General features: G+C 70.5%; 19 protein-coding genes, 1 tRNA gene and 2 pseudogenes. 10 read left to right on the top strand and 12 right to left on the bottom strand.

Going from position 1 to position 24,919, the window contains the following annotated elements:
• Positions 1-13 precede the first annotated feature (13 nt).
• A complete protein-coding gene (locus tag C7M71_RS24850) occupies positions 14-904 on the bottom strand; it encodes a serine/threonine-protein kinase (RefSeq protein ID WP_162824352.1) in 891 nt (296 codons plus the stop codon).
• Between the two features lie 72 nt (positions 905-976).
• Here C7M71_RS24850 and C7M71_RS24845 point away from each other — a divergent pair, with 72 nt between their 5' ends.
• From C7M71_RS24845 to C7M71_RS24825, 5 genes are all read left to right on the top strand, one after another.
• Positions 977-2,524 (top strand): PD-(D/E)XK nuclease family protein, encoded by a 1,548-nt coding sequence (locus C7M71_RS24845; RefSeq protein ID WP_111489100.1) that lies wholly within the window; start codon positions 977-979, stop codon positions 2,522-2,524.
• Positions 2,524-3,564 carry a pPIWI_RE_Y domain-containing protein gene (locus tag C7M71_RS24840; protein ID WP_111489093.1) on the top strand — a complete coding sequence of 347 codons (1,041 nt, stop codon included), beginning with the start codon at positions 2,524-2,526 and terminating at the stop codon, positions 3,562-3,564. The genes C7M71_RS24845 and C7M71_RS24840 overlap by 1 nt, the downstream gene beginning before the upstream one ends.
• On the top strand, positions 3,557-7,114 hold the full coding sequence (locus C7M71_RS24835) for a pPIWI_RE_Z domain-containing protein (RefSeq protein ID WP_111489094.1): 3,558 nt from the start codon (positions 3,557-3,559) through the stop codon (positions 7,112-7,114). Before C7M71_RS24840 ends, C7M71_RS24835 begins: the two co-directional genes overlap by 8 nt.
• The gene (locus C7M71_RS24830) at positions 7,102-9,861 is read left to right on the top strand and encodes a pPIWI_RE module domain-containing protein (RefSeq protein WP_111489095.1); all 2,760 of its coding nucleotides are present in this window, start codon (positions 7,102-7,104) and stop codon (positions 9,859-9,861) included. Before C7M71_RS24835 ends, C7M71_RS24830 begins: the two co-directional genes overlap by 13 nt.
• 180 nt (positions 9,862-10,041) lie before the next feature.
• Positions 10,042-10,806, top strand: a complete 765-nt coding sequence (locus C7M71_RS24825) for a transposase family protein (protein ID WP_114914549.1) — start codon at positions 10,042-10,044, stop codon at positions 10,804-10,806.
• Between the two features lie 170 nt (positions 10,807-10,976).
• Here the strand turns inward: C7M71_RS24825 and C7M71_RS24820 are convergent, their stop codons facing one another.
• Complete coding sequence (locus C7M71_RS24820; protein ID WP_322975198.1) at positions 10,977-12,101, bottom strand: Fic family protein; 1,125 nt, start codon at positions 12,099-12,101, stop codon at positions 10,977-10,979.
• A gap of 71 nt (positions 12,102-12,172) precedes the next feature.
• On the opposite strand from C7M71_RS24820, the pseudogene C7M71_RS33000 reads away from it, so the two are divergent.
• Together C7M71_RS33000 and C7M71_RS24810 are read left to right on the top strand one after the other, a co-directional pair.
• A pseudogene (locus C7M71_RS33000) lies at positions 12,173-13,222 on the top strand (tyrosine-type recombinase/integrase); the annotation flags it as partial.
• A gap of 40 nt (positions 13,223-13,262) precedes the next feature.
• Positions 13,263-13,811 (top strand): annotated as a pseudogene (locus C7M71_RS24810) (integrase core domain-containing protein); the annotation flags it as partial.
• On the opposite strand, the gene C7M71_RS24805 reads toward C7M71_RS24810, so the two are convergent.
• The 4 genes from C7M71_RS24805 to C7M71_RS24790 form a co-directional block, all read right to left on the bottom strand.
• Positions 13,747-14,070 (bottom strand): transposase domain-containing protein, encoded by a 324-nt coding sequence (locus tag C7M71_RS24805; RefSeq protein WP_407675940.1) that lies wholly within the window; start codon positions 14,068-14,070, stop codon positions 13,747-13,749. The pseudogene C7M71_RS24810 and the gene C7M71_RS24805 sit on opposite strands and share 65 nt — an antisense overlap.
• 114 nt (positions 14,071-14,184) lie before the next feature.
• Positions 14,185-14,844 (bottom strand): NADPH-dependent F420 reductase, encoded by a 660-nt coding sequence (locus tag C7M71_RS24800; RefSeq protein ID WP_111494870.1) that lies wholly within the window; start codon positions 14,842-14,844, stop codon positions 14,185-14,187.
• Between the two features lie 41 nt (positions 14,845-14,885).
• Positions 14,886-15,716 (bottom strand): alpha/beta fold hydrolase, encoded by an 831-nt coding sequence (locus tag C7M71_RS24795; RefSeq protein WP_114914548.1) that lies wholly within the window; start codon positions 15,714-15,716, stop codon positions 14,886-14,888.
• Between the two features lie 2 nt (positions 15,717-15,718).
• Positions 15,719-16,159 carry a 6-pyruvoyl trahydropterin synthase family protein gene (locus tag C7M71_RS24790; RefSeq protein ID WP_111495399.1) on the bottom strand — a complete coding sequence of 147 codons (441 nt, stop codon included), beginning with the start codon at positions 16,157-16,159 and terminating at the stop codon, positions 15,719-15,721.
• Positions 16,160-16,255: 96 nt separating this feature from the next.
• On the opposite strand from C7M71_RS24790, the gene C7M71_RS24785 reads away from it, so the two are divergent.
• A complete protein-coding gene (locus C7M71_RS24785; protein ID WP_111495398.1) occupies positions 16,256-17,353 on the top strand; it encodes an integrase core domain-containing protein in 1,098 nt (365 codons plus the stop codon).
• A 358-nt stretch (positions 17,354-17,711) separates the two neighbouring features.
• Here C7M71_RS24785 and C7M71_RS24780 read toward each other — a convergent pair.
• The 6 genes from C7M71_RS24780 to C7M71_RS24750 form a co-directional block, all read right to left on the bottom strand.
• Positions 17,712-17,785, bottom strand: a tRNA-Pro gene (locus C7M71_RS24780).
• A 137-nt stretch (positions 17,786-17,922) separates the two neighbouring features.
• Complete coding sequence (locus C7M71_RS24775) at positions 17,923-19,161, bottom strand: MFS transporter (RefSeq protein ID WP_114914724.1); 1,239 nt, start codon at positions 19,159-19,161, stop codon at positions 17,923-17,925.
• Positions 19,162-19,291: 130 nt separating this feature from the next.
• A complete protein-coding gene (locus tag C7M71_RS24770) occupies positions 19,292-20,092 on the bottom strand; it encodes a DUF1684 domain-containing protein (protein WP_111495521.1) in 801 nt (266 codons plus the stop codon).
• A gap of 35 nt (positions 20,093-20,127) precedes the next feature.
• Positions 20,128-20,991, bottom strand: coding sequence for an acyl-CoA thioesterase (locus C7M71_RS24765; RefSeq protein ID WP_111495519.1), 864 nt, complete (start codon positions 20,989-20,991; stop codon positions 20,128-20,130).
• Between the two features lie 758 nt (positions 20,992-21,749).
• The gene (locus tag C7M71_RS24755) at positions 21,750-22,100 is read right to left on the bottom strand and encodes a transglycosylase family protein (RefSeq protein WP_114914546.1); all 351 of its coding nucleotides are present in this window, start codon (positions 22,098-22,100) and stop codon (positions 21,750-21,752) included.
• Between the two features lie 152 nt (positions 22,101-22,252).
• Positions 22,253-22,873 carry a LysM peptidoglycan-binding domain-containing protein gene (locus tag C7M71_RS24750; protein ID WP_111492882.1) on the bottom strand — a complete coding sequence of 207 codons (621 nt, stop codon included), beginning with the start codon at positions 22,871-22,873 and terminating at the stop codon, positions 22,253-22,255.
• A gap of 550 nt (positions 22,874-23,423) precedes the next feature.
• Between C7M71_RS24750 and C7M71_RS24745 the strand changes: the two genes are divergently transcribed.
• Together C7M71_RS24745 and C7M71_RS24740 are read left to right on the top strand one after the other, a co-directional pair.
• Complete coding sequence (locus tag C7M71_RS24745) at positions 23,424-24,302, top strand: hypothetical protein (RefSeq protein WP_111492881.1); 879 nt, start codon at positions 23,424-23,426, stop codon at positions 24,300-24,302.
• 134 nt (positions 24,303-24,436) lie between these two features.
• Positions 24,437-24,832, top strand: a complete 396-nt coding sequence (locus C7M71_RS24740) for a hypothetical protein (protein ID WP_162824071.1) — start codon at positions 24,437-24,439, stop codon at positions 24,830-24,832.
• Positions 24,833-24,919: the final 87 nt, after the last annotated feature.

The raw sequence follows: 24,919 nt of genomic DNA, 5'->3' as shown, positions 1-24,919 counted from the left end.
CTCCATCCCGGGCTCATCGGGCTGGCACGACCAGCCGGAAGTACGCCGAGGGGTCGGGACGGGCGGCCTTCGGGCTCCGGGGGTCGCCGAACATCGGCAGCCAGGTGGCGAGGTAGCCGCGAACCTCCGAAACCTCGGGGCGCTCGCGCGGGTCGACGGCGACCATGGCGAGACCGAGGCTCTTCAGCTTTTCGGGCACATGGGCATCGAGTCCGTTCGGGAAGGCCGGCTCCGTCTCGCCGGGTGGGCCCTCGACACGGCTGTAGGGCAGTTCCGAGGTCACCATCTCGAAGAGCAGGGCACCGAGCGCGAAGACGTCGGACTTCGCGGTGGTATCGGAGTCCTGCACATACTGCTCGGGAGCGGCGTAGCCGGGCGTCCCGCGGGGGTCATAGTTCGGTGTCGAGAAATCTGTGGAGTTGCCCACGTCGAGGAGTCGAATCCGCCCGTCGGGCTGAATCATCACATTGTTCGGCGTCACGTCCCGATGAACGTAGCGCTCATGCACCAGCGCCAAGGTATCGCAGAGCTGAGCCACCACACAGGCCGCGTCGGTGGCGAGCACCGGCTGGTGTCGGCCCATCCAGGACCGGAGTGTGGAACCGTCGATCAGTTCCATCACGATGTATCGCCGCTTGCCCCAACCATCGTGCGAGCCCTCGCCCAGCACGCGGGGAATACCAGGCACCGATTCCATGAACTGCAGTCGGACCAGCTCATCCTCGAGCGGCTCGGCTTCCCTGGCGTAATCAGTCAATGATTGACCAAAGCGTCGAAACTGAGCCTTGACAGCAACATCCCGGCGGTCGTATTCATCACGGGCAACGAAGAGTTCACCTTCGCCGCCTTCGCCGAGTTCCCGTAGGACACGAAAGCGGTTATTCAGGAGGGTGCCAGGACGCAAGACGCAAACTCCAAGACCAGATCTGCCCGGTACACGGGTTCGGAGAGCAATGGAAAAGAGGTGAGGGAGAGTATGGCAGGAACCTGGCCACCCGAAGGCCTGATCAGACGTTCTTCCCTGGTCGACATCCGCCTGGGGATGTTCGGACCGGAACGCTACCGGTGCCCGGCGTCGGATGCGCTCAAGGCTCGCGGAATGCGCCCGGCCCGATCGGCCGCATGGAAACCCGAGGCATTGGACACGTTCACCAACGGCCCGTTCATGGCCGAGCTCGACCGGATCGAACTGCCGGACGACGACACAGGGTCGGGCAGGTCCACCAGACCCACCCACGACGGGGTACGCCAATGGACCCGGCATGCCCTCCGGATGTACGAGACGGCGTTCGCCGACAGCCAGGCGCTCCGGCCGGCCCCGCGTCACTGGAGCTACCGGCACCGCGACTCACGAGGCGGCGGGCCCGCGAGCACGGAGTACCGGATCAGCGCCTGGGGGCGGTGCTTCGAATCGGCGGACGGCCGCCTGCGAGAACTCCGGCTCCCGGTGAACCGACTGCGGAACCGTACGGACGCCGAGCGGGCGATCGCGGCCCTGATCGTGGCGGAAGGCGATCCCGACGATCGGCTGGAGCACGTCCGGGTGGCGCAGTTCGCGCTCTCCGATGGCCGGACCGAAGTGCTGTTCGACGGCATCCGGGCAGAAGCGCTGGCCCTCTATCGGCAGGACGGGGCGCACGCGATCCGGGCGCTCCTGGACCATCCGAAGTACCGACCCGGGTCGGCCTGCGCGTCCTGCCGGGTGGCACCCGTCTGCCCTGCGCTGCCGCGAGCGCCCGGATTGCTCGGGATAGCCGATCGCACCCGGCCACGCCGAAGCTGGTCCCCGACCACCGGCCGAGGGCACAGCTCCTGCCCGGCGCGCGGTTACCTTCGTGGCCTGCGGCTCCCAGTGGACGACTCCGTCGAACGCAGCGCCGCGGCTGAGCGCGGACGCGCCGTCCATGCCTTCCTCTCCGCCCGGCACGGTCAGGAGGAACGCACTCCGTGCACCTCCGACGTACCCGCCGACTGGGTCCCCGACGGCTACCGGCTACCGCAGTCCCAGTGTCTCCTCGGCGCCCGCCTTCTGCGTCATCACGCCGAGGTGTGCCCGCTCCGCATCGCCGATCCACAGTCCGAGAGGGCACCGGAACCCCTCCTGGTGTTCGACGACCCTGCGGCTGATCTGCTGGTGCTGACAGAGCCCGACCTGCTGTACCGCGAACGCGGCTCGTGGGTATGGCGCGAGACCAAGACCTCCGCTGGCAGGAGAATGCCGCGCGACCTGCTCTCGGCCTACCCTCAGCTGGCGCTGGCGGTGAGGATCATCGCCAAGGGCTTGTTGGCCGCCGACCGGGTTGAGCTCGAACTGCTGCGCCCCGACGGCGTAGACCTCCGGAGCCTCGACCCGTTCGAACCGGAGACCGCAGCCGCAGCCGAGGCGGTGCTGCGCGGACAGGTCATCGGCTGGCACCAGGAGCGCCTGTTCGAAGCAACGCCAAGCGCGGAGTGCGAGAGCTGCGAGATGGCACGCTGGTGCTCGGCCCGGCGGCTGCCAGAGCCTTCGCAGGAGGCCAAGTAGTGAGCCCGGACTTCGAACTGCTGGCGGCGGTGGCTCGCGGCGTGCTTGACCTTAGCGACGTTCCCCGTCCGGCAGCCCTCCGTCTCCCTTATCCGGCGAGTACTCAACTCGCCTTTGATCGGGTTGTGCTGACATGCCTCAAGCAGGACCGGCCGGCACCCCTGAGCGTTCCCGATCTGCTGTTACGCTGCCGGGATCTCCTCACGACGTGGCCGCTGGCGCTCCCACCAGGCGTCCTTACCGATGACGCCCGGCTGATCGACCGAAGCTCGGCCGAGCCGACCCGAACCTGTGCCGAACTCGCCTCGTACGGCCGCCTCGGCAGAGTCGAACAAGCCGCCGCCCGAGTGATCGCCGACCTCACCGACGCCTGCGGAACCCCCGGCCGGTTCGCCGCTTGTCGGGACTTCCTGATCGCGCACCCCGTCATCCTGAACCCTGACAGCTCCAAACTCATGCGTCCGACCACCATCCGCACGTGGCGACTGGTTCGGGAACTGTACGAGCCGGTGCCTGAGAACTTCTCGGCTGGCCGCACGGTCACCACCTGCACGGAGTGCCTGCTGTTCGCCAAGTCAACGGATGGGGAATGGTGCGAGGGAGGGTGCCAGACGCGGCCTGGAGGGCTAGAGAAGGCGGAGGAACCCAAACACCCGATCGCGCTCCCCCGCGCTGTCCGGCTCTTCCTCGTCCTCCCCGGCCGCACCGAACTGGCCCTACGCAAGAAGCTGCCCGGTGGGTCCCGGCTCGTGCCGACCGGGACGGGCGGCCTTCGACTCGTCCACGAGGACGGGATGGGCAGGGCCGTCCGAGTGTTCAATCGCACACAACCTGCGCTGGCCGCCTTCCGGGCCGCCGAGTTGGCCACCCTCGAAGACTCCCCGCTCGACGTCGTGATACCCGACGCAGTCGTCGACCGACCGGGCTACCGGAAGGCCTTCGGCCACAACCTTCCCGACGGCGCCCAGGTGCGGCTCAGATCCGTCAGCGAATTCATGGCTCCGTACTTGAGCGACCGACCCGGGAGGACTCGTGCGTAGCACTGCCAAGGCCCTGCACCAGGTGGTGCGGGAACTCCGCTCCACCGGCTCTGAACTGCCACGCCGCAAGCTGGTCGACCTGTGTGAGATCGAACTCGGCCTGTTCCTCCAGGAGCAGCTCACCCCCGGTGCTCCTGCCGCGGAGGGCTGGACCCTGTTCAGCGGCTACCCGTTCGCCCGTGAGCGCGACGACATCTCCGACCGGCAGGAACACACCCGTCGCACCGCACGCTACGCCCTGTGGACCTGGGGGCGCCGACTCGCCTGGTCCGAGGCGTTGAAGGACTACCAGCAGCAGGACCGCCAACTCAGGGCCTTCGACGTACCGGACCCGGACGCCCCCGCCGCACGCCGTCCGTCGCTCTCGGTGGCGGAGGACCGGTGGGCCTCCTACGAGCGCCTGCTGAACCAGGCGCCGCCGTTCACCGGCGAGCCGGCCACCTTCGCCGACCCCGGCTGGCACGCCTTCCCCATCGGCCGGCACCTGACCACCGTGCTGCTCCCGGAACACACAGCCCCCAATCCGCCCGGGCACGACCTCGGACGGCTGCCGGTCCACGCAGGCAGACCCCTGACCTTCACGTGGAAGAAGCTGTTGATCACGGCCGCGGCCATGGACGCCCGGAAGCCGGCTGGCTGGGTCACCCGTCTGAAGGCGATTCGGCTGTCCACACGCCGCCGCGGACGCTTCCGTCCCGCCCGCGGCTTCTCCGTGTCCGGCATCGAGCACCTGCTCGGAATCGTCGGCGCTGGCAAGAGCACGCTTCGGGACGTCCTGGCCGTGCACCTCGCCCGACAGGGACGGAACGTGACGGTGGTGGTTGGCGACGTCGCGGAGCAGCTCAAACTGGTCGAGCTCTACAACACCCACGTTGCCGGCTCCGCCACACCCGTCCTCGGAGCAACGGGCCGCCAGCAGCACGCCGAACGACTCCACCGCAGGACGGCAGGACGCGGCGAGCCCAACCTGCTCGCCCACCTGGATCCAGGCTTCCAGTACCTGAGCACCTCCTGCGCTTTGAACGCGCTGCGCCACGCCGACGGCCACCCCGCTGACGACCTCTTGGGCTTCGGTGAAGCGCCATGCACCAGGCTTCAACCTCCCAGGAAGCGTGAGAAGGACCCCGATGACCCGTGGACCTCGTACCGGATGGTCTGTCCGTTCTGGTCCCATTGCCCGCGCCACCACGGGCCACGGTCCTTGGTCGACGCGAGGATCTGGGTATCCACCCCGCCCAGCCTGGTGGATTCCCGTGTCCCGCACCCGCAGAACCCGGAGCGCATCCGCTACCTCGAACTCGCCTGCCGACGCAGCGACCTGGTGATCGTCGACGAGGCGGACCGGGTGCAGATGCAACTCGACCGCATGTTCGCCCCTGCCATCCCGCTGCTCGGCGGCGGCCCCGACACTCGCTCGTTCCTCGACGAGGTCAACCAGCACCGCATCCGAGAGCTGGCCAGCGCCGGGCGGGTACAACTGTCCGATCGCGACGTGGAGAACTGGTCGGCGGCGGTGAACACCACCCAGGCTGCCGCGGACCGGCTGGTGGCGATGCTGGTCCGCGACTTCGACCTGCGCAAATGGGTCCGAACCGGCTACTTCAGTGCCGGAACCCTCCAACTGCGCCTGCTGGAAGAGCGCTTCCCCCTGCCGGAGAACCTCGACGACCGGGTCGGCCCCACCGTCGAGCACCCGCACCGGGAACCGCGGAAGCACCTGATGGATCTCCTGGACGCTTTCCGGGACAACCCTTTCGGCGACCGGCGGCCGCCCAAGGACGACACCCTGCCACTGCTCGGGTTGCTCGGCGAACTGCTCCATACCAACTACCGCGAGCACACTCGCACCCGGCTGCGAGAGGTGGTGTGCGACCTCTTCGGCCTCGCCCCGCTCCTGGGAGCGAGTCAGGAGAACCAGGACCGGTACCGCGAGCTCAGGGCCCTGGTGAACGGGGACCGGGCCACGCCGACAGGGCGGCAGGAGAGTGCCGCCAAGGACACGAAGCAACGGCGACGCGCTCCCCTGCCTGAGAACTCGGACGACTGGCTGGAGGCCCTGCTCGACCGGTTCGAGTTCACCCTGCTGCTCAGTGCTCTGGAACCCAAGCTCGCCCTGATCAACACCATGTGGCCGCGGGTCGCGGACTCACTCTGCCTCGGATTCAACGAGATGTACCGTCGCCCCCTCGACTACGCGCCGATGGTCCCCGAGTCCCCGATGGGCAATGTGATCGGGTTCCAGTTCCTCCTGGAGGGACGCGACGAGGGCGGTGTCCGCAGCGGCGAGCTCCGTTTCTTCCGCTGCAGCGGGGTGGGGCGTGAACTGCTGCGCGCCATGCCGGACCTACCTACGGTGGACGGCTTACCGGGGACCAACGTCCTGCTGATGTCTGGCAGCAGCTGGGCCGACAAGTCCAGCCGCTACCACGTTCCGGTACCGATCGGCACACTGATCGAACCCGACCCTGCGGAACTGGAACGGATCGCCGGCCAGAGCGAGTTCCGCTTCGAGTTCGTTCGGGAGGCCTGCGCCTGCCCGGCGCGGTGCACCTGCGACAGTCCGAGCGAGGCCCTGCGGCTTTCCGGAGCGCCGATCGACCGGCGCGAAGACGTGCTGCGCCGGATGGCCACCGAGCTCGGCCGCAACGACCGGGGCCAGGGGCGCCTCCTTCGGGAACTGCATCGACTACCGGAACCCCGTCGGCACATCCTGCTCCTGGTCGGCAGTTACGACGAGGCCGCACTGGTGGCGGACACGCTGCACACACTCAACGAGCGTTGGCGCGGCAAAGTCCGGCGGCTGGTGTCCGACGACGACCCGGATGCCGCCGCCCGTCCACTGGACGACGAGCACCACGCCCCGGTACTGCGCCGCGGTGACGTCGAGACGCTCGCCGCCACGGACGCCGAGATCTTGGTGGCGCCGCTGCTCGCTGTGGAGCGCGGGCACAACATCCTTGCCGTCGACAGCAAGGAGGCCGCGATCGGCTCGGTCTACTTCCTGGCCCGGCCCAACCCCCGCCCCGACGACCTCGGCCTCGCGGTGCACGCGATCAACGACTGGATCGTCCGGCTGATGGACGGCACCGGGTTCTCCAATCTGGTGCGCGACGCGCCCACACTCGGTCTGGGTGCGCGCAGGTTCCGCGACGCCGCCCGGTCCAAGTGGTTCCACGTCCTCGCCAGGAGCATGGCCTGGAGTCACCTCGGCGAAGAGGACCGCGTCCAGGTCACCTGGGACATGCTGGTACTGATCTGGCAGGTCATCGGCCGCTCCGTCCGAGGCGCGGTACCCACCCGGGTCGCCTTCGTCGATGCCGCGTTCGCGCCCTGCCTGGCAGCGGCCGACCCGACCGGGCCCACCGACACGCCGAAGACGAGCCTGCTGTACAGCATCCACGCCGTGCTCACCCCCTACTTCGGCCCAGACAGCTCGGAGCCGAAGGCCGAGCGCCGCATTGTCCAGGCCCTCTACCGGCCGCTGTGGACCGCCCTCAACCGCTGCCTGACCGAAACCACTGAAGGACGAGGTTCCTCATGTACTCACTGATCCACCACACCGCCTACGAGCCCGACCCCGACCACGGGCCGTGGTCCGAGCAGTTCCGCGTGATGCACTTCCCCGAGGAGTGGCGCACCGAGTTCCTGGACCTCTACCACCGCCGGTGGCGCCGGAACCAGCCTCCCGGCCTGCCGATCCGCAGGCTCAACGCACTGCTGAGGGCCACCGCACCCGGTGTACTGGCAACCGGCCGGGGGGCGGGGTCCAGCTCCGAGGTGCCGTGGTTCTACGCCACCGACGACCAGCCGGCCGAGTTGGTGGCCCCGCTCCTGGCCTCCTGGGTAATGACCCTGCCTCCTGGTGCGGACAAAGATCCGGTGCGGGCCGCCGGGCACGAAGTCGCGCTGGACCGGGCACTCGCCCTGATCGACGAGGTGACCCCGAGTTGGCGCCACGAGTCCGTCGACCTCGCCGCCACGGAACTCTCCGCGGGCGGCACCGCCGAACCTGACCGACGCCTCTACCACCTGCTTCCGGAGAAGATCGGCGCACTGCTCGCGGCCAGGCCTCTGCTGATGGACGGCGTCGAACTGCGCTTCCGCCAGGTCACCCGGGACCAAGGAGTCGAACTGGTCAGCTGGCCGCCGCGCGCCTACACCAGGCACAAGCGTGCCTGGTACTACTCAGCACTGGTAACGGTCACCGTACAGACCGTCCCCTTCACGGATCGCTTCCGGGTACACGTCTCGTACGGCGTGCGGCGCTGGGCCACTGGCTCTCCGGTGAAACTGCAGAACGGCAGTGGGGCAACCGTCCTACTCGACGCACCGATGCCCTGGTCCGAGGCCTCCGAGCCGCGGCGCCGGCTCGCCGTCAACTCGATCCTCCTCGACCGGACCCTCCGCGTGCCCGTGTGGAGCAGGCAGAGCCTGGTCGACCTCCTGCCGGAGTTGGACATCCAGCACGTGTATCCGAAGCCCGCCGAACTGACCGGCGAGGCGACCGAGTGGCTGGCAGGCCGGGGCGGGGTGGCTGCCGGCATTCTCTATGACACAGGCTTCGGCAAGCACGGGGTCGGCGCTGGCCTGATGCCGCTGGAGCGAATGCTCCTCGACCAGTGGGTCGAAGAGGGCATCCGCCCGTTCCTGCGCCGGGTACCTGCCCTCGAACGGGTACACCGCCGGTCGAACCCCAGACTGCTCGCCGCCTCATACACCAAGTCCCCGGAGAAGCTTGCCGAACGCGCCCGGCTGCGCGTCGAGGCCAGGCGCGCCGCCATCCGCGCGGTACTCGACGGTCAGCCGCTGTCCGTGGACGTGGTCTGGCAGACCGAGGAAACCCGGGACGGACTCATCGCCGCACTGCGCCGATGGCTCGACCTCCCGTCCACCGTCCCCGATGCGGACGGCACATACGAGTGGCACGCTGACGGGCTGTGTGTAGTCCTCCATGCCCGTACGCTGGAGTCTCTCGGCAGCGCCCTCCGGGTGGTCCGGGAAGCCAGCCTCTCTCGCGCCCATTCGGTGGCGACGGCCGTTCGAGAACGCGCGGTGCGAATGACCGACAGGCTTGGCGCGCATCGGGAGACGGTCGGAATCGCATTCGTGGAGATCCTCGGACGCGACCGCTTCCCGGCTACTGATACCGATCCCAAATCGGCACTGCGTCTCGGGTCCGCTGGAGCCGGGCGCGTGAGTCAATTCATCGTCGTCCCGGAGGACGCCGACGGCCCACTGCCAGAACGGGCCGACTCCGCGGTCGCGGACGGGATGCGCCAACTCGGCGCCATGGTCCCTCCGGAACAGAAGCTCGACGAGGCCCTGACCGACGACATGCAGTACCTGGCGCTCTGGCACATCCGGCATCAGACCGGCGCCGCCACCCGGCAGGCCGGGCGCCACCTCGTCGCACTCCGCATCCGCCCACGCGACCCGGTGCACCCGATCCAGGGCTGGGACGAGGCCAAGAAGAGCTGGGTCCCGTACGCCCGACTGCTGCTCACCATTGCTACCTCCGGCGCCGCTCCGGTTCACCGAGAGGAGACGAACCGGGCCCGCGCGACGGAGACGGAGACCCGCTACGAGGCCGAACGGCAGATCAGGTCACTGCTGTACCAAGTCCGGGACCGTCCCACCCTGTTGCTCGCCAACAGCGGCAACCTGCGCAAGGTCTGGCTCGGCCTGAACAATGGTCAACTAGCCAAGGACCGCTTGGTCTTCCACGGAGAACGACCCGCCCGGCTCTCGCTGTTCGGCGCCGATCTGCGTGTGGTCCTCCTCCGGGATGCCAACAGCCGAGAGGAGACCGCCGAGTGGTACGCCCCGGGGGCCCAGGAGGACGACACTCCAGGGGTGTCTATCGGATTGTGGGCTCCACGGGGCGCCGACCCTGACAACCGGGTCTTCACCAGCACAGTCGGGAAGCCGCCGACCGGTGGAAAGGTCCGCACCGACCTGCGCAAAATCGTCCCGACCGCACGCTGGCCACACGCCCCCGCCGCCACCGCTTGGAACCCGCAAGCACTCGAACTCACCGTACTCGGCTGCCTCTCCGAACAGGCTCTGGAACTGGCTCGCCGGACCGACCGCCCCATGGACCGACCGGCGCTGCTGGCTGCGGCCGTCCACCAGTTGCGCCTCCACGACGAGTACCACCCGCTCTCCCGGCCACTGCCTCTTCACCTCGCGAAGCTGGCCGAGGAGTACCTCCTGCCGCTTGCTGGAGAAGCGACGCCGACGAGCGGGGCGGCAACAAGCGACGACGCCGAAGTCGGTAGTCCATCAGTGGCGGAATAGCACCAACTGGTCCCTCTCCGTCCCTGCTTCCGGCCAATCGCCCTGCGAACTGCCGGAAGGAGGGTCCACGGAGCCTTTTCCAACCTCCGTGCGAGGCAAGACCGTTGAGGTGACAACACGACGAAGCTCCTGGTAGATGGGTTGTCGACCAAGATCAACCTTCTCCGCCAGGAGCTTCGTGTGCTTGTCTACCCGTCCGGGCTGGATCTGTCCACTTCCGCGCTGCGGCTGCTGGGAAGGGAACTGGCCACCCGACGCCGCCGGATCGGGACCCGGTGGCGGCGGCTGACCTGCGGCCGGCAGGCGCTGATGAGCCTGGCCCACCTGCGCTGCGGCCACACCTTCACGCAACTCGCTGCCGGGTTCGGCGTCGGACTGGCCACCGCCCACCACTACGTCACCGAGGCCGTCGAGGTCCTGGCCGAGCTCGCGCCCACCCTGGAGGAGGCGGTAGCCGTCGCCGCGACCAAGGCGTTCGTGATCCTGGACGGCACCCTGCCGCCCATCGACCGCGTCGCCGCCGACCGGCCCTTCTACTCCGGCAAGCACAAGCGCCACGGCATGAACGTCCAGGTCCTCACCGACGCCTTCGGGAAGGTGATCTGGGTGTCACCGGCCCTGCCCGGCGCGGTACACGACATCAAGGCTGCCCGCACCCACGGCATCCTCGACGCGCTCAACACCGCGAGCATCCCGTGCTGGGCGGACAAGGCCTACCAGGGCGCAGGCCCGGCCGTTCGCGTCCCCTACCGAGGCCGGTGGGACAAGCTTTTCTCAGGTCAGAAGGCCGTCAACCGCGCTCACGCGAAGATCCGCGCGGTCGGCGAGCAGGCCATGGCCACCCTCAAGACCTGGCGCCTCCTGCGCAAGCTTCGCTGCAGCACCACCCGCATCACCAACATCGTCAAGGCCGTCCTGGCCCTGCAGCTCGCCACATCAGCGTGAGATTGGAAAGCCCTCACGGTCGCCCTAATGCCTGCGATCTGGAGGAGATGGGCAACAGAGGTGCGGCGTCTGGTCAACCGGACACCCGGAATCGACCGGAGCGACCACCTGCACCGGCTGGCCCCGACACAGGATTCCTCCTGACCGCCCTTGCATCCACTGGATGTACCTCAGGAGGCATAAGGATCGCGAAGGGGCCGCGGTTCCCGTACGCCTCGAAGGATGGCTTCAGGAAGGTCAGGGCCGGCGGTGTAGTAGCGGCCCTGGGCCTCGCCCCGGGCAGCAAGCCAGCCGGCATGAACAAGTTCGCGGATGTCGCGTTGGGCCTGCTGTTCGCTGAGTCCGGCGTCGGCCTGATAGGTGGCGCGGCGCAGGCGGTTTCCCATGGCCGCGGGGTAGAGGGCGTAGAGCATGCGGTCGGGCCAGCCGCGTTGCTCGACGGCTTCGTCGAGGGCGGTCCAGACCTCGCGGGTGGTGTTCACCTGGCGCTCGACACTCTGGGCCTGCTGGTGGTGGGCGCGCAGGCAGAACCGGATCCAGGGCAAGGTGTCGCGGTCCGGAGTCCAGACCGGTCCACCGACATCAGCGAGGATGTCGTAGTAGCGGTAGGTGTTGCGGGCCCGGCCGAGCCATTCCTCGATGCTGGAGAACTCCGGCGCCATGATCCCCTCACGGGCCAGGACCAGGGTGTGCAGGGCGCGAGACATCCGCCCATTTCCGTCCGACCACGGATGGATCGCTACCAGGTTCAGGTGCGCCATCGAGGCCCGCACCAGTCCCGGAGCATTCAGGTCGCCCTCGTTCAGCCACTCGACCAGCTCGTCAGTCAGTACTGCCAACTGCTGGGCATCAGGGGCGGTGTACGCGGCGATGGTCGGGTCTTCGGCGGAGGTGACGTACACCGGCCCGGTACGCCACCAGCCGGGCCGTTTGATCAGGTGGTGGCCCTGCATCATGAAGTGGAGCGCGTTGAGCAGGCCCTTGCTGTACGCGAAGTCGTCGCCCGCTTCGGCGAGGCGCTGGATGTAGGTCATCGCCTGCCGATAACCCTCGATCTCGGCCGTGACGGTGTCGTTCGCATCGATCGGCGCTTCGCCGACCATGATGTCCTCGACGTCCGACACGCTCGCGGCGTAGCCCTCGATCGTGTTCGATCCTGCGATCGCCCGCGCCGTGAGGTTACGCCGCAGCTGCCCTTCCCAGCGACGTGAAGTGCGCAGATGGAGACGCAGCCGGTCGCGCATCTCGTCGATCTCCGCGAGGACGGACTGGTCGATGTCCTGCAGCGAGGGCACACCATAGAGCATGAAGCAATGACACCATGACGGCATCAAACAAGCAAGCAGAATCGGCGTAACCATGGCGCATGAGTACTTCAATGCATCCCTGGGAATCAGCCGCCCCGGATCCGTTCAGCGAGATCACCACCGCCGACCCTCCGGCTCCGCCGAGCGCCCTGCGCTCGCAATACCGCACTTCACCGCTCACCAACCCCCGGCCGCCGGCCGCCCAGGCCACCCCGGCCCAGACGCAGGCCTGGGCCAGCTTCCTGGCAGGGGCCGTCCACAATGGGCTCGACCCGACACTGGTCACCCAATGGCTGACCATCCTGGCCGACGCCACCGGCAGCCCCGTCCTCCCGTCCCTGGCCTCCATGCCGTTGGGCGACTACGTCAACCTCCGCCTCCCGGTCATCCTGACCGGCCTGGAAACCACCACACACGCCCCTTACCTCGCCGGCTGGCACCTGCGGATCGAGCCCGAGCTCGGGCGGCTCCCCCTCCGCCTGATCACTACCGCTCTCATCACTGCGGCAGTTTTCGACTGGATCGCCGATGGCTGCAGCCGCTCCACGATCAAGAACACTCTCGCCATGCTCTCCCGCATCTTCGAGCAGGCCATCGTGGACGGCATCCTCGAACGCAACCCCGCCCACATCACCGGCTGGCAGCGCGAATACCAGCAGGTCGAAGACGAACTGCGAGACCCCCGCTCCCTCGCCCTGCGCGACTGGGACGCCCTCACCCAACTCGCCGATGCCCTGGTCGCGGCCTCATACAACCGCTATCGCGGATGGGGTGATGTCGTCGTCCACAGCGCCTGCACTGCCACACGGATCGGCGAGGTCTCCGGAGTCCGGGCCCGCGACATCGATACCGACAAGTGGCTCCTGACCTGCCGCCGACAGACCACCTCCGCTCCCGGCGGCCTGGTCGACAAGCACACCAAGGGCAGAGTCGCCCGCCTCATCCCGATCATCGAACCATTGCGCCCGCTCATCGTCAGGCGGATCCAAGCGGCGCGAGGCGACCCGGACGCCCGCCTCTACACCGGCCCGCGCGGCGGTCGCATCAGCACCGAAGTCCTGCGCGACGCCACCCACTGGGACGACGTCACCCGGGACCTCAGCTACGAACACCTACACCGCCACGACCTGCGCCACACCGGCCTGACCTGGATGGCCGACGCCGGAGCTCGGCCGCCCCGCCGGGAAGAAGAACAGCTCCGGCGAGGGCTACAGCTACCTGCACAACGCCGTCGACGACCACTCCCGCCTGGCCTACAGCGAGATCCTGCCGGACGAGCGCAAGGAGACCGCCGCCGCGTTCTGGACCCGCGCCCAGGCGTTCTTCGCCCAGGCCGGGATCACCGTCCAACGCGTCCTTACCGACAACGGCTCCTGCTGCAAGTCCCACGCCTGGCGCGATGTCCTCGCGGCCGCCGGGATCGCGCACAAGCGCACCCGTCCCTACCGGCCGCAGACCAACGGCAAGGTCGAACGCTTCAACCGCACCCTGCTCGACGAGTGGGCCTACGCCAGGCCCTACCGCAGCGAGCAGGAGCGACGCGACGCCTTCCCCGCCTGGCTCCACACCTACAATCACCACCGCGGACACACCGCACTCGCAGGCGAGCCACCCGCCAGCCGCGTCCCCAACCTCACGGGTCAGTACACCGGCGGCGCCGGGCCCGGGAGAGCGAGGAGACGGCCGGGCGCGCGATGACGGCCACGGGCAGGTGCGCGGTCAGTTTGTCCCACACCGCCCGGTAGGAGCAGTGCTCGAACAAGGCCAGGGCCAGGACGAAGTACACCATGACGCGGGCGGGCAGCAGCCGCACCCGCTTCTCCCGCGCCCCGGTTTCCTCCAGCACCGCGTCGACCAGGTCGAAGTCCACGATCTGGGTCAACTCGCCCAGCTGGCCCGGCGCGTACACACCCGGTGCACTCCCAGCGGCGGGCATGGTGGCAGACTGCTCCTGCAACGGGACTCCCGATGATCTTCTGGCTTGGTCGCAAGGTGATCTATCAGGAGTCCCGTTCATCTTTCACGGCAGGGTTGCGCCGCAGGTCAAAGGCCTAACGCAACGGTGTTGACGTCAACCACTACGGACGATCTTGAACCCGAAGAAGTCCGTGCTCAGCGCCCGGCTCAGGTCCAGCCAGGCCTGCAGCATCATCTCGGTCGACCGGGCGGTGCGGATGCCGCCGAGGTCGATCACATCACGCCAGCCCAGGGCCTCCAGCAGACCGGTGACGACGGCCTTGGCCCGCGGATCGTCGCCGCTGACGAAGACCGAGTGGTCGCCGCCGCCGACCAGGCCGGGTGCGGTCATGACCACGGCGGCGAGGGTGTTGAGGGTCTTGACCACAGGCGTGTCGGGCAGGGCGCGCTGGAGCCGTTCGCCAAGGCTGTCGGTGTTGGCCGGGTCCAGCACGGCGTCCTCTGCCGTGAAGTCGAAGGGGCTGGAGACGTCCATGAGGACGACACCGCGCAGCACCTCGGCCAGAGGGGTGAGTGCCTGCACGGCGAACGGCCCGGAGATGGCGTTCACCACCAGGTCGGCGCCGGCTGCGGCCTGCGCGAACGGCACCGGTGCCGCACCGGTGTGGCGGGCCGCGGCGCGGATCAGGTCCGGGTTGGCCGCGGCGGTCGCCGCCGGATCCCGGGTGCCGACGACCACCTCGTGGCCGAGCCGGGCGAAGGCCGGCAGCAGGACCCGGCAGACGGCTCCGGTACCCAGGATCGCGATCCTCACCATGTGTTCCTCTCGTGCGGTGACAGGTCAGACGGGACGGGTCATACGGTAGGGGCCCCCGGAGAGACCGACCCGAGGAAGGCCGCCAGCGCCTCGGCCGTCTCCCGCGGGCGATCGACGTGGGGCGCGTGACCGGCTCGCGGCACCGCGCCCGCGCCGCCCCGCGGGGCGCAGGCGGCGAGCGCCCGGGCCTCGTCCTCCGGCAGCATCGCGGAGAGTGCGCCGCGCAGCACCAGCAGCGGCGTGCGGCACTCCGCGAGCTTCCTCCGAACCGTGGCGGCCCGCACCGCGGCCCGGGCGGCGCCTGCGGAGTCGGCCGGTGCCACGGGCACCGGGCGGCCCCAGCCCGGGGCCGCGGCGGTGATCGTCCGCAGGGTGGCGGCGTCCGCCAGCGGATGGAGCCGTCGCAGCTCCGCGAGGGGGTCGCCGCCGCCCGGGACCAGTCGGCGGCCCGGCCCGTCCTCGGGCGCCCGCCGGGTCGACCCGAAGTGCGCCGGAACGGGCTCCAGCAGGACCACCCCGGCCAGCGCCGCACTGGTGGCGGTGAGCAGCGCGGCGGGCGCGCCCGCCGAGTGCCCCACGACGTGGCTCACGCCGTGCCCCGCCAGGGCCGCCGCCAGCCGTCCCGCCATCTCGTCCAGCCGCTCGTACGAGCCGCGCGGCGCGGTGCAGGACCGCGCCAGGGCGGCCGGGTCGGCGGTGAGCAGGCCGACGCCCGGACGGGCCAGCCAGCGGGCGGCCGGGATCCACCAGGCGCCGTTCTGGCCGAGGCCCGGGAGCAGCAGCCACTGCTCCCGGGGCCGACGGGCGGGCTGCGGCAGCACGGGGTGCAGCAGCGGGCCGCCCGCCCCGTCCGAGCGGCGGCTTGGCATGGTCAGCGCCCCCCTGGGGAGGCGGTGAGCACGACGGCGTTCTTGCGCGACTCGCGGGCCTCGACCCGGCTGACCCAGACCCGGCCGCCGGTGGCCTCCTCGACCAGACGGCTGGCCTCCGCGAGGACCCAGACGGCGGCGCCCTCCATGCCGGTGTGCCGCATGACCCGCAGGTCCACGATGCCGCGCTCGGCGAGGGTGCGGAACAGCGGGAGCTCCGGGTCGTCCTCGGCGACCAGCGTGGTGTGGTCGAACTGCTCGGCGAGGCGGGCGCGGACGCCTTTGAGCGCACTGAAGTCGATCACGAATCCGGTGGCCGGGTCGAGCTCGGCGCAGGCGAACTCCAGCTCGAAGCTGCGCTCATAGCCGTGCAGGTAGACGCACCGGCCGTCGTGCGCCCAGGAGCGGTGGCAGCACGGCAGTGCCCTTGCCGAGAACCTCATCCGGCCTGGTGGGAGGCAGGGTGCACAAGTGCCGCCCTCGTCAGTCGGATAGGCGCTCTGGCGGAGCCGACGAGCTCCGCGACATGATGATCGACCGTGCTGCTACGACTGGCGTACCTGGGTGTGACGAACGCGTTCGCGTTGCTGCGGCTGCTGCCGATGAGCGACCGTGAGAAGGACGTGGAGATCCTGGCTCTTCGCCATGAGATCAGCGTTCTGGAGCGGCAGCTCAGCGGACAGCGGGTCCGCTTCGCAGCGAGCGACCGGGCATTCCTGGCCGCGCTGCTGCAAGGCCTGCCGACACAAGTGCTGCATCGGATGCGGTTGCTGGTGCGGCCCGACACCGTACTGCGCTGGCACCGCGACCTGGTCGCCCGCCGTCACGCCGCCCGGTCCCGGCCAAAGCGCCCGGGCCGACCGCGCACCGTGCGCTCCATCCGCGCCCTGGTGCTGCGCCTGGCCGCAGAGAATCCGGAGTGGGGATACCGGCGTCTGCACGGCGAGCTGCTCGTCCTCGGCATCAAGGTCGCCGCGTCCACCGTCTGGGAAATCCTGAAGGAGGCCGGCATCCCACCGGCACCCGAGCGGACCTCCAGCACCTGGGCCAACTTCCTGCGCTCCCAAGCGGACGCACTCCTCGCCTGCGACTTCTTCGAAACGGTCACCCTGCCCGGAGCCCGCCTGTACGTGCTCGCGGTCATCGAGCACGCCAACCGACGAATCCGGATCCTCGGCGCCACCGCACACCCGACCGCGTCCTGGGTGACGCAGGCCGCGAAGAACCTCGTCATGGACCTCGAAGACGCCGGCTCCCGGGCGCGCTACATGATCCGGGACCGGGATGGAAAGTTCCCCGAACTGTTCGACGCCATCCTCGCCCACGCGGGGATCCAGGTCGTGCTCAGCGGCGTCCGGATCCCCCGCATGAACTCCCTCATGGAGCGCTGGGTGCAGACCTGCCGCCGCGAACTGCTGGACCGGACCCTGATCTGGAACGAGCGGCATCTACTCCACGCCCTACGGGAGTTCGAGAAGTTCTACAACTCCCACAGGCCACACCAGGGGATCGCGAACGCCCGCCCCCTCTATCCGCTTCCCCGGCCGATCGACAATCCGGAGCAAATCGCTCGCCTCGACATACGCCGAACCGACCGACTCGGCGGCCTCCTCCACGAGTACCAACATGCGGCCTGAACAGGCCGGATGACATTTTCGGCAAGCGCAACCTCGGCCGGGAAGGCGGAGGTGTCGATCCGGACACAAACCCGCCATCTGTGCAGTCGTCACGTGTGGCCAACTCTCGCCACACGTGGCTGGATTCACGCGAAAAGGTGGCCGAAAATCGTTTATTACGATCTGATCTCGGCCACTCAGGGTGATTGCCAATTCGGGCAAATCGGGTGCTTGAAAAAGGCCATGATCCCCGGATTGGGCACTCTGGTCCCAAACTGGTCCCAAACAGTATGCGAACCAATTCCCGGTCCCTGACGGGCCGTCATGCAAAAGGCCGCTGACCTGGGAAAACTCCCGGCCAACGGCCTTCCGACTCGCGTCGGGACGACAGGATTTGAACCTGCGACCCCTTGACCCCCAGTCAAGTGCGCTACCAAGCTGCGCCACGTCCCGTGGCCTCGCTGCGCTCTGCCTTGCGGCTTCCTGCTTCGCGGCCTGTCTCCGGTGTCCCGGTGACGTGGAAAACAATACAGCACTTGGGGGGGTGCTCGCTGCCGGGTGGGGTGGGCGGGTGGGGCGTGGCGCGCTGGTCAGGGGGTGGGGTGGCGGGCGTCGTAGCGGGCGAAGGACGGCCAGCGGGCGGTGAGGAGGAGGATCGCGGTCAGGCAGGCGAGGCCGCCGCTGACGACGGAGAACGCGGGGGTGGTGAGGGCGGCGACGCTGCCGGATTCGAAGTCGCCGAGGCGGGGGCCGCCGGCCACCACGACGACGAAGATGCCCTGGAGGCGCCCCCGCATGTCGTCGGGGGCGGCGACCTGCATGATCGTATTGCGGAAGATCATGCTGACGGTGTCGGCGCACCCCGCGGCGGCGAGCAGGAGCAGGCCGAGCCAGAGGTTGCGGACCAGGCCGAAGCCGGCGATGGCGAGTCCCCAGGCCGCGACGGCGCTGAGTACGGCGAGGCCGTGGCGGTGGACCCGGCCGACCCAGCCGGAGAAGAGGGCTCCGGCGAGGGCGCCCACGGCCGGGGCGGAGACCAGCAGGCCGACGGTGCGGGCGTCGCCCCCGTAGAACCCCACGGCGATGGCGGGGAAGAGGGCGCGCGGCATGCCGAAGATCATGGCGGCCAGGTCGGCGAGGAAGCTGGTGCGCAGGTTGGGACGGTCGCGCAGGAAGCGCAGCCCTTCCAGGACGGAGGCGCGGCCCTTGCGGTCGCCCTGCGGGCGCATCGCGGGCAGCCGCCACATGGCGTACAGGGTGGCGCTGAAGGCGAGGGTGTCGACGAGGTACGCCGCCTGGTAGCTCCAGACGCCGATGAGGACGCCGCCGAGCATGGGACCGACGGTGAGGCCGAGGTTCATGGAGACGGTGGCCAGGGCGTTGGCGGCGGGCAACTGCTCGGCCGGGACCAGGCGGGGCACCATCGAGCTTCGGGCCGGGGAACTCACCGCGAAGAAGACGGCCTGGAGGGCGACGGCGGCGTACAGGACGGCGACCTGGCGGACGCCGAGGGCGGCCTGGGCGGCGAGTACGGCGGAGACCAGGGCGAGGCCCGCCGAGCCGATCAGGCCGAGTTTGCGGCGGTCGACGGTGTCCGCGATGGCCCCGCCGTAGAGGCCGAAGACGACCAGCGGGACGAGGGAGAAGAGGCCGACCAGGCCGGTGGCGAAGCTTGATCCGGTGAGGGCGTAGACCTGCACCGAGACCGCGACGGCGGTCATCTGCTGGCCCACCGAGGAGACGGTCTGGCCGAACCACACGCGGCGGTAGTGCGGGCTGGTGCGCAGCGGGGTGATGTCGGCGAGGGCGCTGCGGGCGAAGTGGCGCAGGCGGCCGGGTGGTGGGGCGGTGGCGGGGAGGGTGGGGGGCGGGGTGGAGGGGGCGGGGTGGAGGGGGGCGGGGTGGAGGGGGGTGTGGGCACGTGGGTTTCGTCTTCGCGGCAGGTGGCGGGGAGGGGGGTCAGCGGCGGATCGGGTTTTTCTCCCCGGCCTGCACCGGAATGGGCAGGACGTTGCCCGGCGGCGGGAAGGGGCAGATGAAGTGGTCGGCGAAGGCGCACGGGGGCAGGTGGGCGCGGTTGAGGTCCAGCGTGGTGCGGCCGTCCGCGTCCGGGGCGGGCAGGGTGAGGAAGCGGAAGCGGTAGGTCTCCCGGCCGCTGGTGGCGTCGCCGAACACCGCGCTGAGGCCGGTGGCGGTACGGCCGACGGTGAGGGTGCGGGTCTCACCGCCCAGGTCGAAGGCGATCTCACCGGCGAGGGCGAGTGCGCGCTGCTTGCCGTCGGCGTTGGGTACCGCGACGGTGCGGTCGTCGTCGTACGGGGTGAAGCGGGCCGGGACCACCCAGGCGGCCGACCAGTCGTAGGCGTCGATACCGGCGAAGGCTGCTCGGGCGGGCGCGGCCGGGTCGTACACGCGGACGGCCAGGACACCTTCCCGCGCGATCGGTATCAGGCGCCGCTCCCCCGCCTCGGCGACGGAGGGGGCGGGGTCCGTGTCGGGGCGCAGCCGCACGGTGCCGTCGACGGGTGCTCCGTCGGCGATGAGGCCGTCGGCGGCGACGGCGGTGAGGACGACGGTGCCGTCGGCGCCGGCCGACCAGCGGCCGGGGACATCGGGCAGTTCGGCCGGGGTGGCGGGCGGTTCTGCCAGCCAGTGGGTGCCGGTGAGGGCGAGTGGACCGTACGGGGCTGCTGCGGCGGCGACGCGGGTGTCGCGCCAGTGGTTCCAGGCGTCCGGGGTGGTGGAGGTGGGGGTGGTCATGGGGGGTGGGCTCCTCTGGGGTCGGCGGGTGCGGGTCAGTCGTCGGCGACGGGCCGGAAGAGTCCTTCCTGCATCACGGAGACGACCAGGCGCCCCTGCCGGTCGAAGATCTGCCCACGGGCGAGGCCACGCGCGCCGGTGGCGACGGGCGACTCCTGTTGGTAGAGCAGCCACTCGTCGGCGCGGAAGGGGCGGTGGAACCACATGGCGTGGTCGAGCGAGGCCGTGTCGAAGTGGCGGGGGCCCCAGAGGGGTTCCACGGGGAGGCGCACCGAGTCGAGAAGGGTCATGTCGCTGGCGTAGGTGAGGGCGCAGACCTGGATCAGCGGGTCGTCGGGCAACCTGCCGTTGGTGCGGAGCCACACACCGCTGCGGGGCTCGACGCCGACCAGTTCCTCCTTGGTCCAGCGCAACCGCTCGACATAGCGGATGTCGAACGGCTGGCGGGGGCTGATGAAGGGGGGTCGCTCGCCGATCCTGGCACTGACCTCTTCGAGGGCGCTGGGCAGGTCGTCGGGATCGGGCACGTCGGGCATGGCTATCTGGTGCTCGAAGGCTGCAGGCTCGGGGCGGTGGAAGTCTGCGGTGAGCGCGAAGATGCTGCGGCCCTGCTGGATGCCGAGGACTCTCCGGGTGGTGAAGGAGCGGCCGTCGCGGATCCGGTCGACCTGGTAGACGATCGGTACGCCGGGGACACCTGGGCGCAGGAAGTAGGCGTGCAGCGAGTGCACGGGGCGTTCGCTGTCGACGGTGCGGCCGGCGGCGACCAGTGCCTGTCCGGCGACCTGTCCGCCGAAGGTGCGTTGCAGTGATTCCTCGGGGCTGCGACCGCGGAAGATGTTGAGCTCGATCTGCTCCAGATCAAGCAGGTCGACGAGGTGGTCGACGGGGCTGCCCATGTGTTGTGGTTCCTCTCCCGTGGCGGCAGGGCTGTGGCGGGGTCTCCGGCTGCTGAGCCGCCTCTCCGCAGAGAAGAAGTCTGCTGGGTGCCGCTGCATTCCCCTCACTTGTGGGCGTGGGGGGTGAGAGAGCGGGGGCGCTGGGCGGACGTGGGAGGGGCGGAAGAGCGGGTGCGCGGGGCAGGTGTGGGGGGCGGGAGAGCGGGCGCCCGAGGCGGACGTGGGAGGGCGGGAGAACAGGGGCGCAGGGCGGGCGTGGAGGGACGGAGGAGCGGGGGGCGCAGGGCAGATGCGGGGGGACGGAAGAGCGGGGGCGCAGGGCGGACGTTGGAAGGGGCCAGAGGTGGGGGCGCGGGGCAGGTGTGGGGGCGGGAGAGCGGGCGCCTGAGGCGGACGAGGGAGGGGACAGGAGAACGGGGGCCCGGGACGGATGTGAGGGGGCGGAGGAGCGGGGGCGCGGACGGACGTTGGAGGGGGCAGAGGTGGGGGCGCGGGCGAGGTCCGGGGAGCACGAGGTCGGCGGCGGCGGAGGGGCGGAGGGGGTGGGGACGTGAGTGGGGGTGAAGCTCCGAGGCAGCCGGGGATGGGGGCCAATCCGGGGATGGGGTGGGCGGGGAGGGCGAGGGTCAGGTGAGGGTGGCGGGGGGAACCGGGGACTGGCGCGGGGGGGGCGAGGGTGGGGGCAGGGGGGACCGGCGGGAGGGGAGGACGGAGGCGCGAGTGCGAGGGAGGTTCCGGATGTGGGGGCGGGGCGGGGCTCAGGTGGGGGTGGTGGGGGCGAGGAGGCCCAGGCGGTGGGCGCAGGTGGGCCAGGCGGTCCAGCTCTGGCGGCGGAGGATCTCCTGGGCGACGGTGATCTGCTGGTCGCGTGGGGCGAGGTCGGGGCGGGGCGCGAAGCGGAGGCCGCCGGTGTACTGCCAGGTGGGTAGCCAGATCTGGAGGCCGCCGTAGTAGCCGTTGCCGGTGTTGGCGTCCCACTGGCCGCCGCTCTCGCAGGCGGCGAGTTGGTCCCAGACCGGGTCGTCGGCCGCCGGGAGTGGCGCTGCGGCGGCCAGAGCGGCGGCGGTCAGGGTGGTGGCGGCGGCCGAGCGGATTGCCTGGGAACGCACGGGGGTGACGCTACGGACGCCGCCATGCCCGCCTCCCGCGCCGCGCCGTGCGGTTCCACCGGTCGGCTCACCGGTCGGCCGATCCGGCGGCGCGGTGGCGCGGTGGGGCCCGGTCGTGGTCCGGGCCCCACCGGGGTGCTCGGCGGGCGGGGTCAGACCGCGAGCTTCTGGCCGGGGTGGATCAGGTTCGGGTTGCTGCCGATGACGTGCTTGTTCTGCTGGTAGAGCCGCTGCCAGCGGATGCCGTACCGGGCCGCGATCCGGCTCAGGGTGTCGCCGCTGTGGACGGTGTAGTGGCGACCGGAGGCATGGACCGGCGGGCGGGACTCGGACCTGCCGGCGGTGTGCCCGGTCGAGGGCCGCGAGGCGTCCCCCTGGGCGAGTCCCGCGCGGGCGCCGCAGACCGGCCAGGCCCCGGCGCCCTGCCCGGCCAGGACCTGCTCGGCCACGGCTATCTGCTGCGCCTTGGTGGCGCGGTTCGCCGTGGCGGCGTACTGGGTGCCGCCGTACGCGGCCCAGGTGCTGCGGGTGAACTGGAGGCCCCCGTAGAAGCCGTTGCCGGTGTTGATGCCCCAGTTGCCGCCGCTCTCGCACCGGGCCACGGCGTCCCAGGTGGAGAGGGAGGCGGCGGAGGCGGAGGTGGCCGTGACGAGTCCCACCGCCGGGAAGGCGGCGACGGCCCCTGCGACGACGGCGGCCCGCACCCGGCGGCTGCGGCCGACCCTGGCGTGCTCGGCGGTCGGGGTGGCGTCGGTCTCGTGACGAACGGTCATGGGTTCCTCTCGACAGCCCCGGGCGAGCCGGTCGGTCGGCCGTGCACGCATCGGACGTGACGTGCCTGCGGCGGCGCCGCCCCGCCACACTCCGCCGACCTGTCGGATTCCGGCGGCGGTTACCTGACGGCCACTCATATATGGCTGCCCGGTGGGGTGGGAGGGCGTACCCGGGTGGTGCTCGCTGCACCGGTGACGAACCGTAGGAAAGCAGCGGCGCCGATATCAACCGATTCGGGGTTCTTGCTGCTCACCTGACCGTTACCGCCGGTAATGATCTAGCCCGGCCGTCCGCTGCGGGCGCTATGCCGGAATTCTTCGGCCACCTCGGCCCCCCGGTGTGACCCGACCCACACCGCCCGGCCTATGACATCCGGCACAGGGTCGACAAGGAGCGAGCATCGATGCACCCTCCGCAGTCGGATTGCGCCGAATTCACGACTACCGGGGGGCTGAACCGTGACTCCCGACACATCCGCCCGTTGGGAACTGAGGCCGGGTGCATCCGCACCCGGAGCCCCGATCCCAGGAATCGATCCGAGGAGTCCCCGTGCCGCGCATGCTCGACGTCAGCGACGAGGTCCGCGCCGAGATCGGCGACGACGAGGCCGACCGGCTGCTCGCCGGCGGCCACGCTCCCGACACCTACGACTGCACGTCCTGCCGCACCCCGGGCGACTCGCTGCGCGAGCAGACCAGCACCGTGCTGTTCATGGGCGAGGAGACCGCCGTACTGGCCTTCGCCCACGCCCGCTGCATCCCGTCCCAGGTGGTGCCGGTGACCGAGGAGCAGCTGCGCGGGGCGATGCGCAGCATCAACGGCGGGCAGCAGGGCACCCAGCCGCAGGACCGGCAGCAGGTCCAACCCCATCCCCAGCAGCACCAGCAGCACCAGCTGCACCAGCGTTCGGTCGCCGCCTCGGCCTCGGTGCCGGGTGGTGCGCAGGGCGACGGCAGTCAGCCCGCGGTGCTCTCCATCACCTGCGGTCTGGTCCTGGTCGGCGACACCCCGCATGCGGCGCTGGTGGTCGAGCCGACCGTACCGGTGGGGCGGCCGGGCAGCACCTCCGGTCAGGACGAGTTCCTGCACCTGCTGCTGGAGCACGGCTTCGGCACGGTGAAGGACGTGGACCGGGCGCCCGCGCCGCTGGCCGGCTGGTCGGTGCTGATGGCGCTGGGCCAGCTGCACGCGGTGCTCCAGCCCGCCCCGCACGGCGGCACCGTCGCCTGGTGGCAGGCCCACCAGCCGTTGCAGGTGACGGACACCTGGCGGGCGGCGGCCAGCCGGCAGGCGCAGGTCTACATGTACGCCGCGCCGGTCGGCACCATCGGCAGCCAGCCCCGGGAGGACCTGCTGCGGCAGGCCCTGGACCGGGCCGCCGCGCAGGGCGTGCTCGCCGGTGCGGTGCTGCCGCTGGCCGGCACCTGATCCTCCGACTGCTCCGAGCGGGCCGGTGACCGCAGGTCACCGGCCCGCAGGCCGCATCCCGAAGGCGCCCCGGTCGTTGGCCGTGTGTGCAGACCTATGACCCCTCCCCCTCCCTCCGGCAGGCCGGTTCCCATGTGATCCCCAGCATGCGGCCGGCGTACGAGGCGGAGTACCCCGTCTCCGCCACCCCCATTTACGACGCCCTGTACGCCGAGTACCGGCGGCTGTTCCGGGCGCTGCCCGGTGACCGGTCCGGGGAGGAGGACCTGGCGTTCGTCGGCTTCGGCCTGCGGCGGCCGTACGGCGCCCGGGTGGAGCAGCAGCCGGACTACACCCACGGCGGGCACGGCTATGCCGCGCCGCACTTCGCGCAGGGGCATCAGCATGGGGCGCCGCCGCCCTCCGGCCCGGCCCAGGGGGGCGGCTGGATGCCCGTCGGGCACATTCCGCCGTCCCAGGGGCGCGGCCCGGGTGGGCGGCACCGGGGCATGCTGTCGCTGCCGCCCGGGCGTTCCGGTATCCGCCCCTGAGCGGACCCCCGGCCATGTGACCGCAGCGCCGTGAGGGCCCCGGCCCCGCCCCCGCACCCCCGAGCGGGGCGGGGCCGGGGCCCTCCC

Source organism: Peterkaempfera bronchialis, from assembly GCF_003258605.2.
Classification (GTDB): domain Bacteria; phylum Actinomycetota; class Actinomycetes; order Streptomycetales; family Streptomycetaceae; genus Peterkaempfera; species Peterkaempfera bronchialis.
Note: the sequence above shows the minus strand (reverse complement) of the source record. Positions and strands in the feature narration are given on the sequence as shown.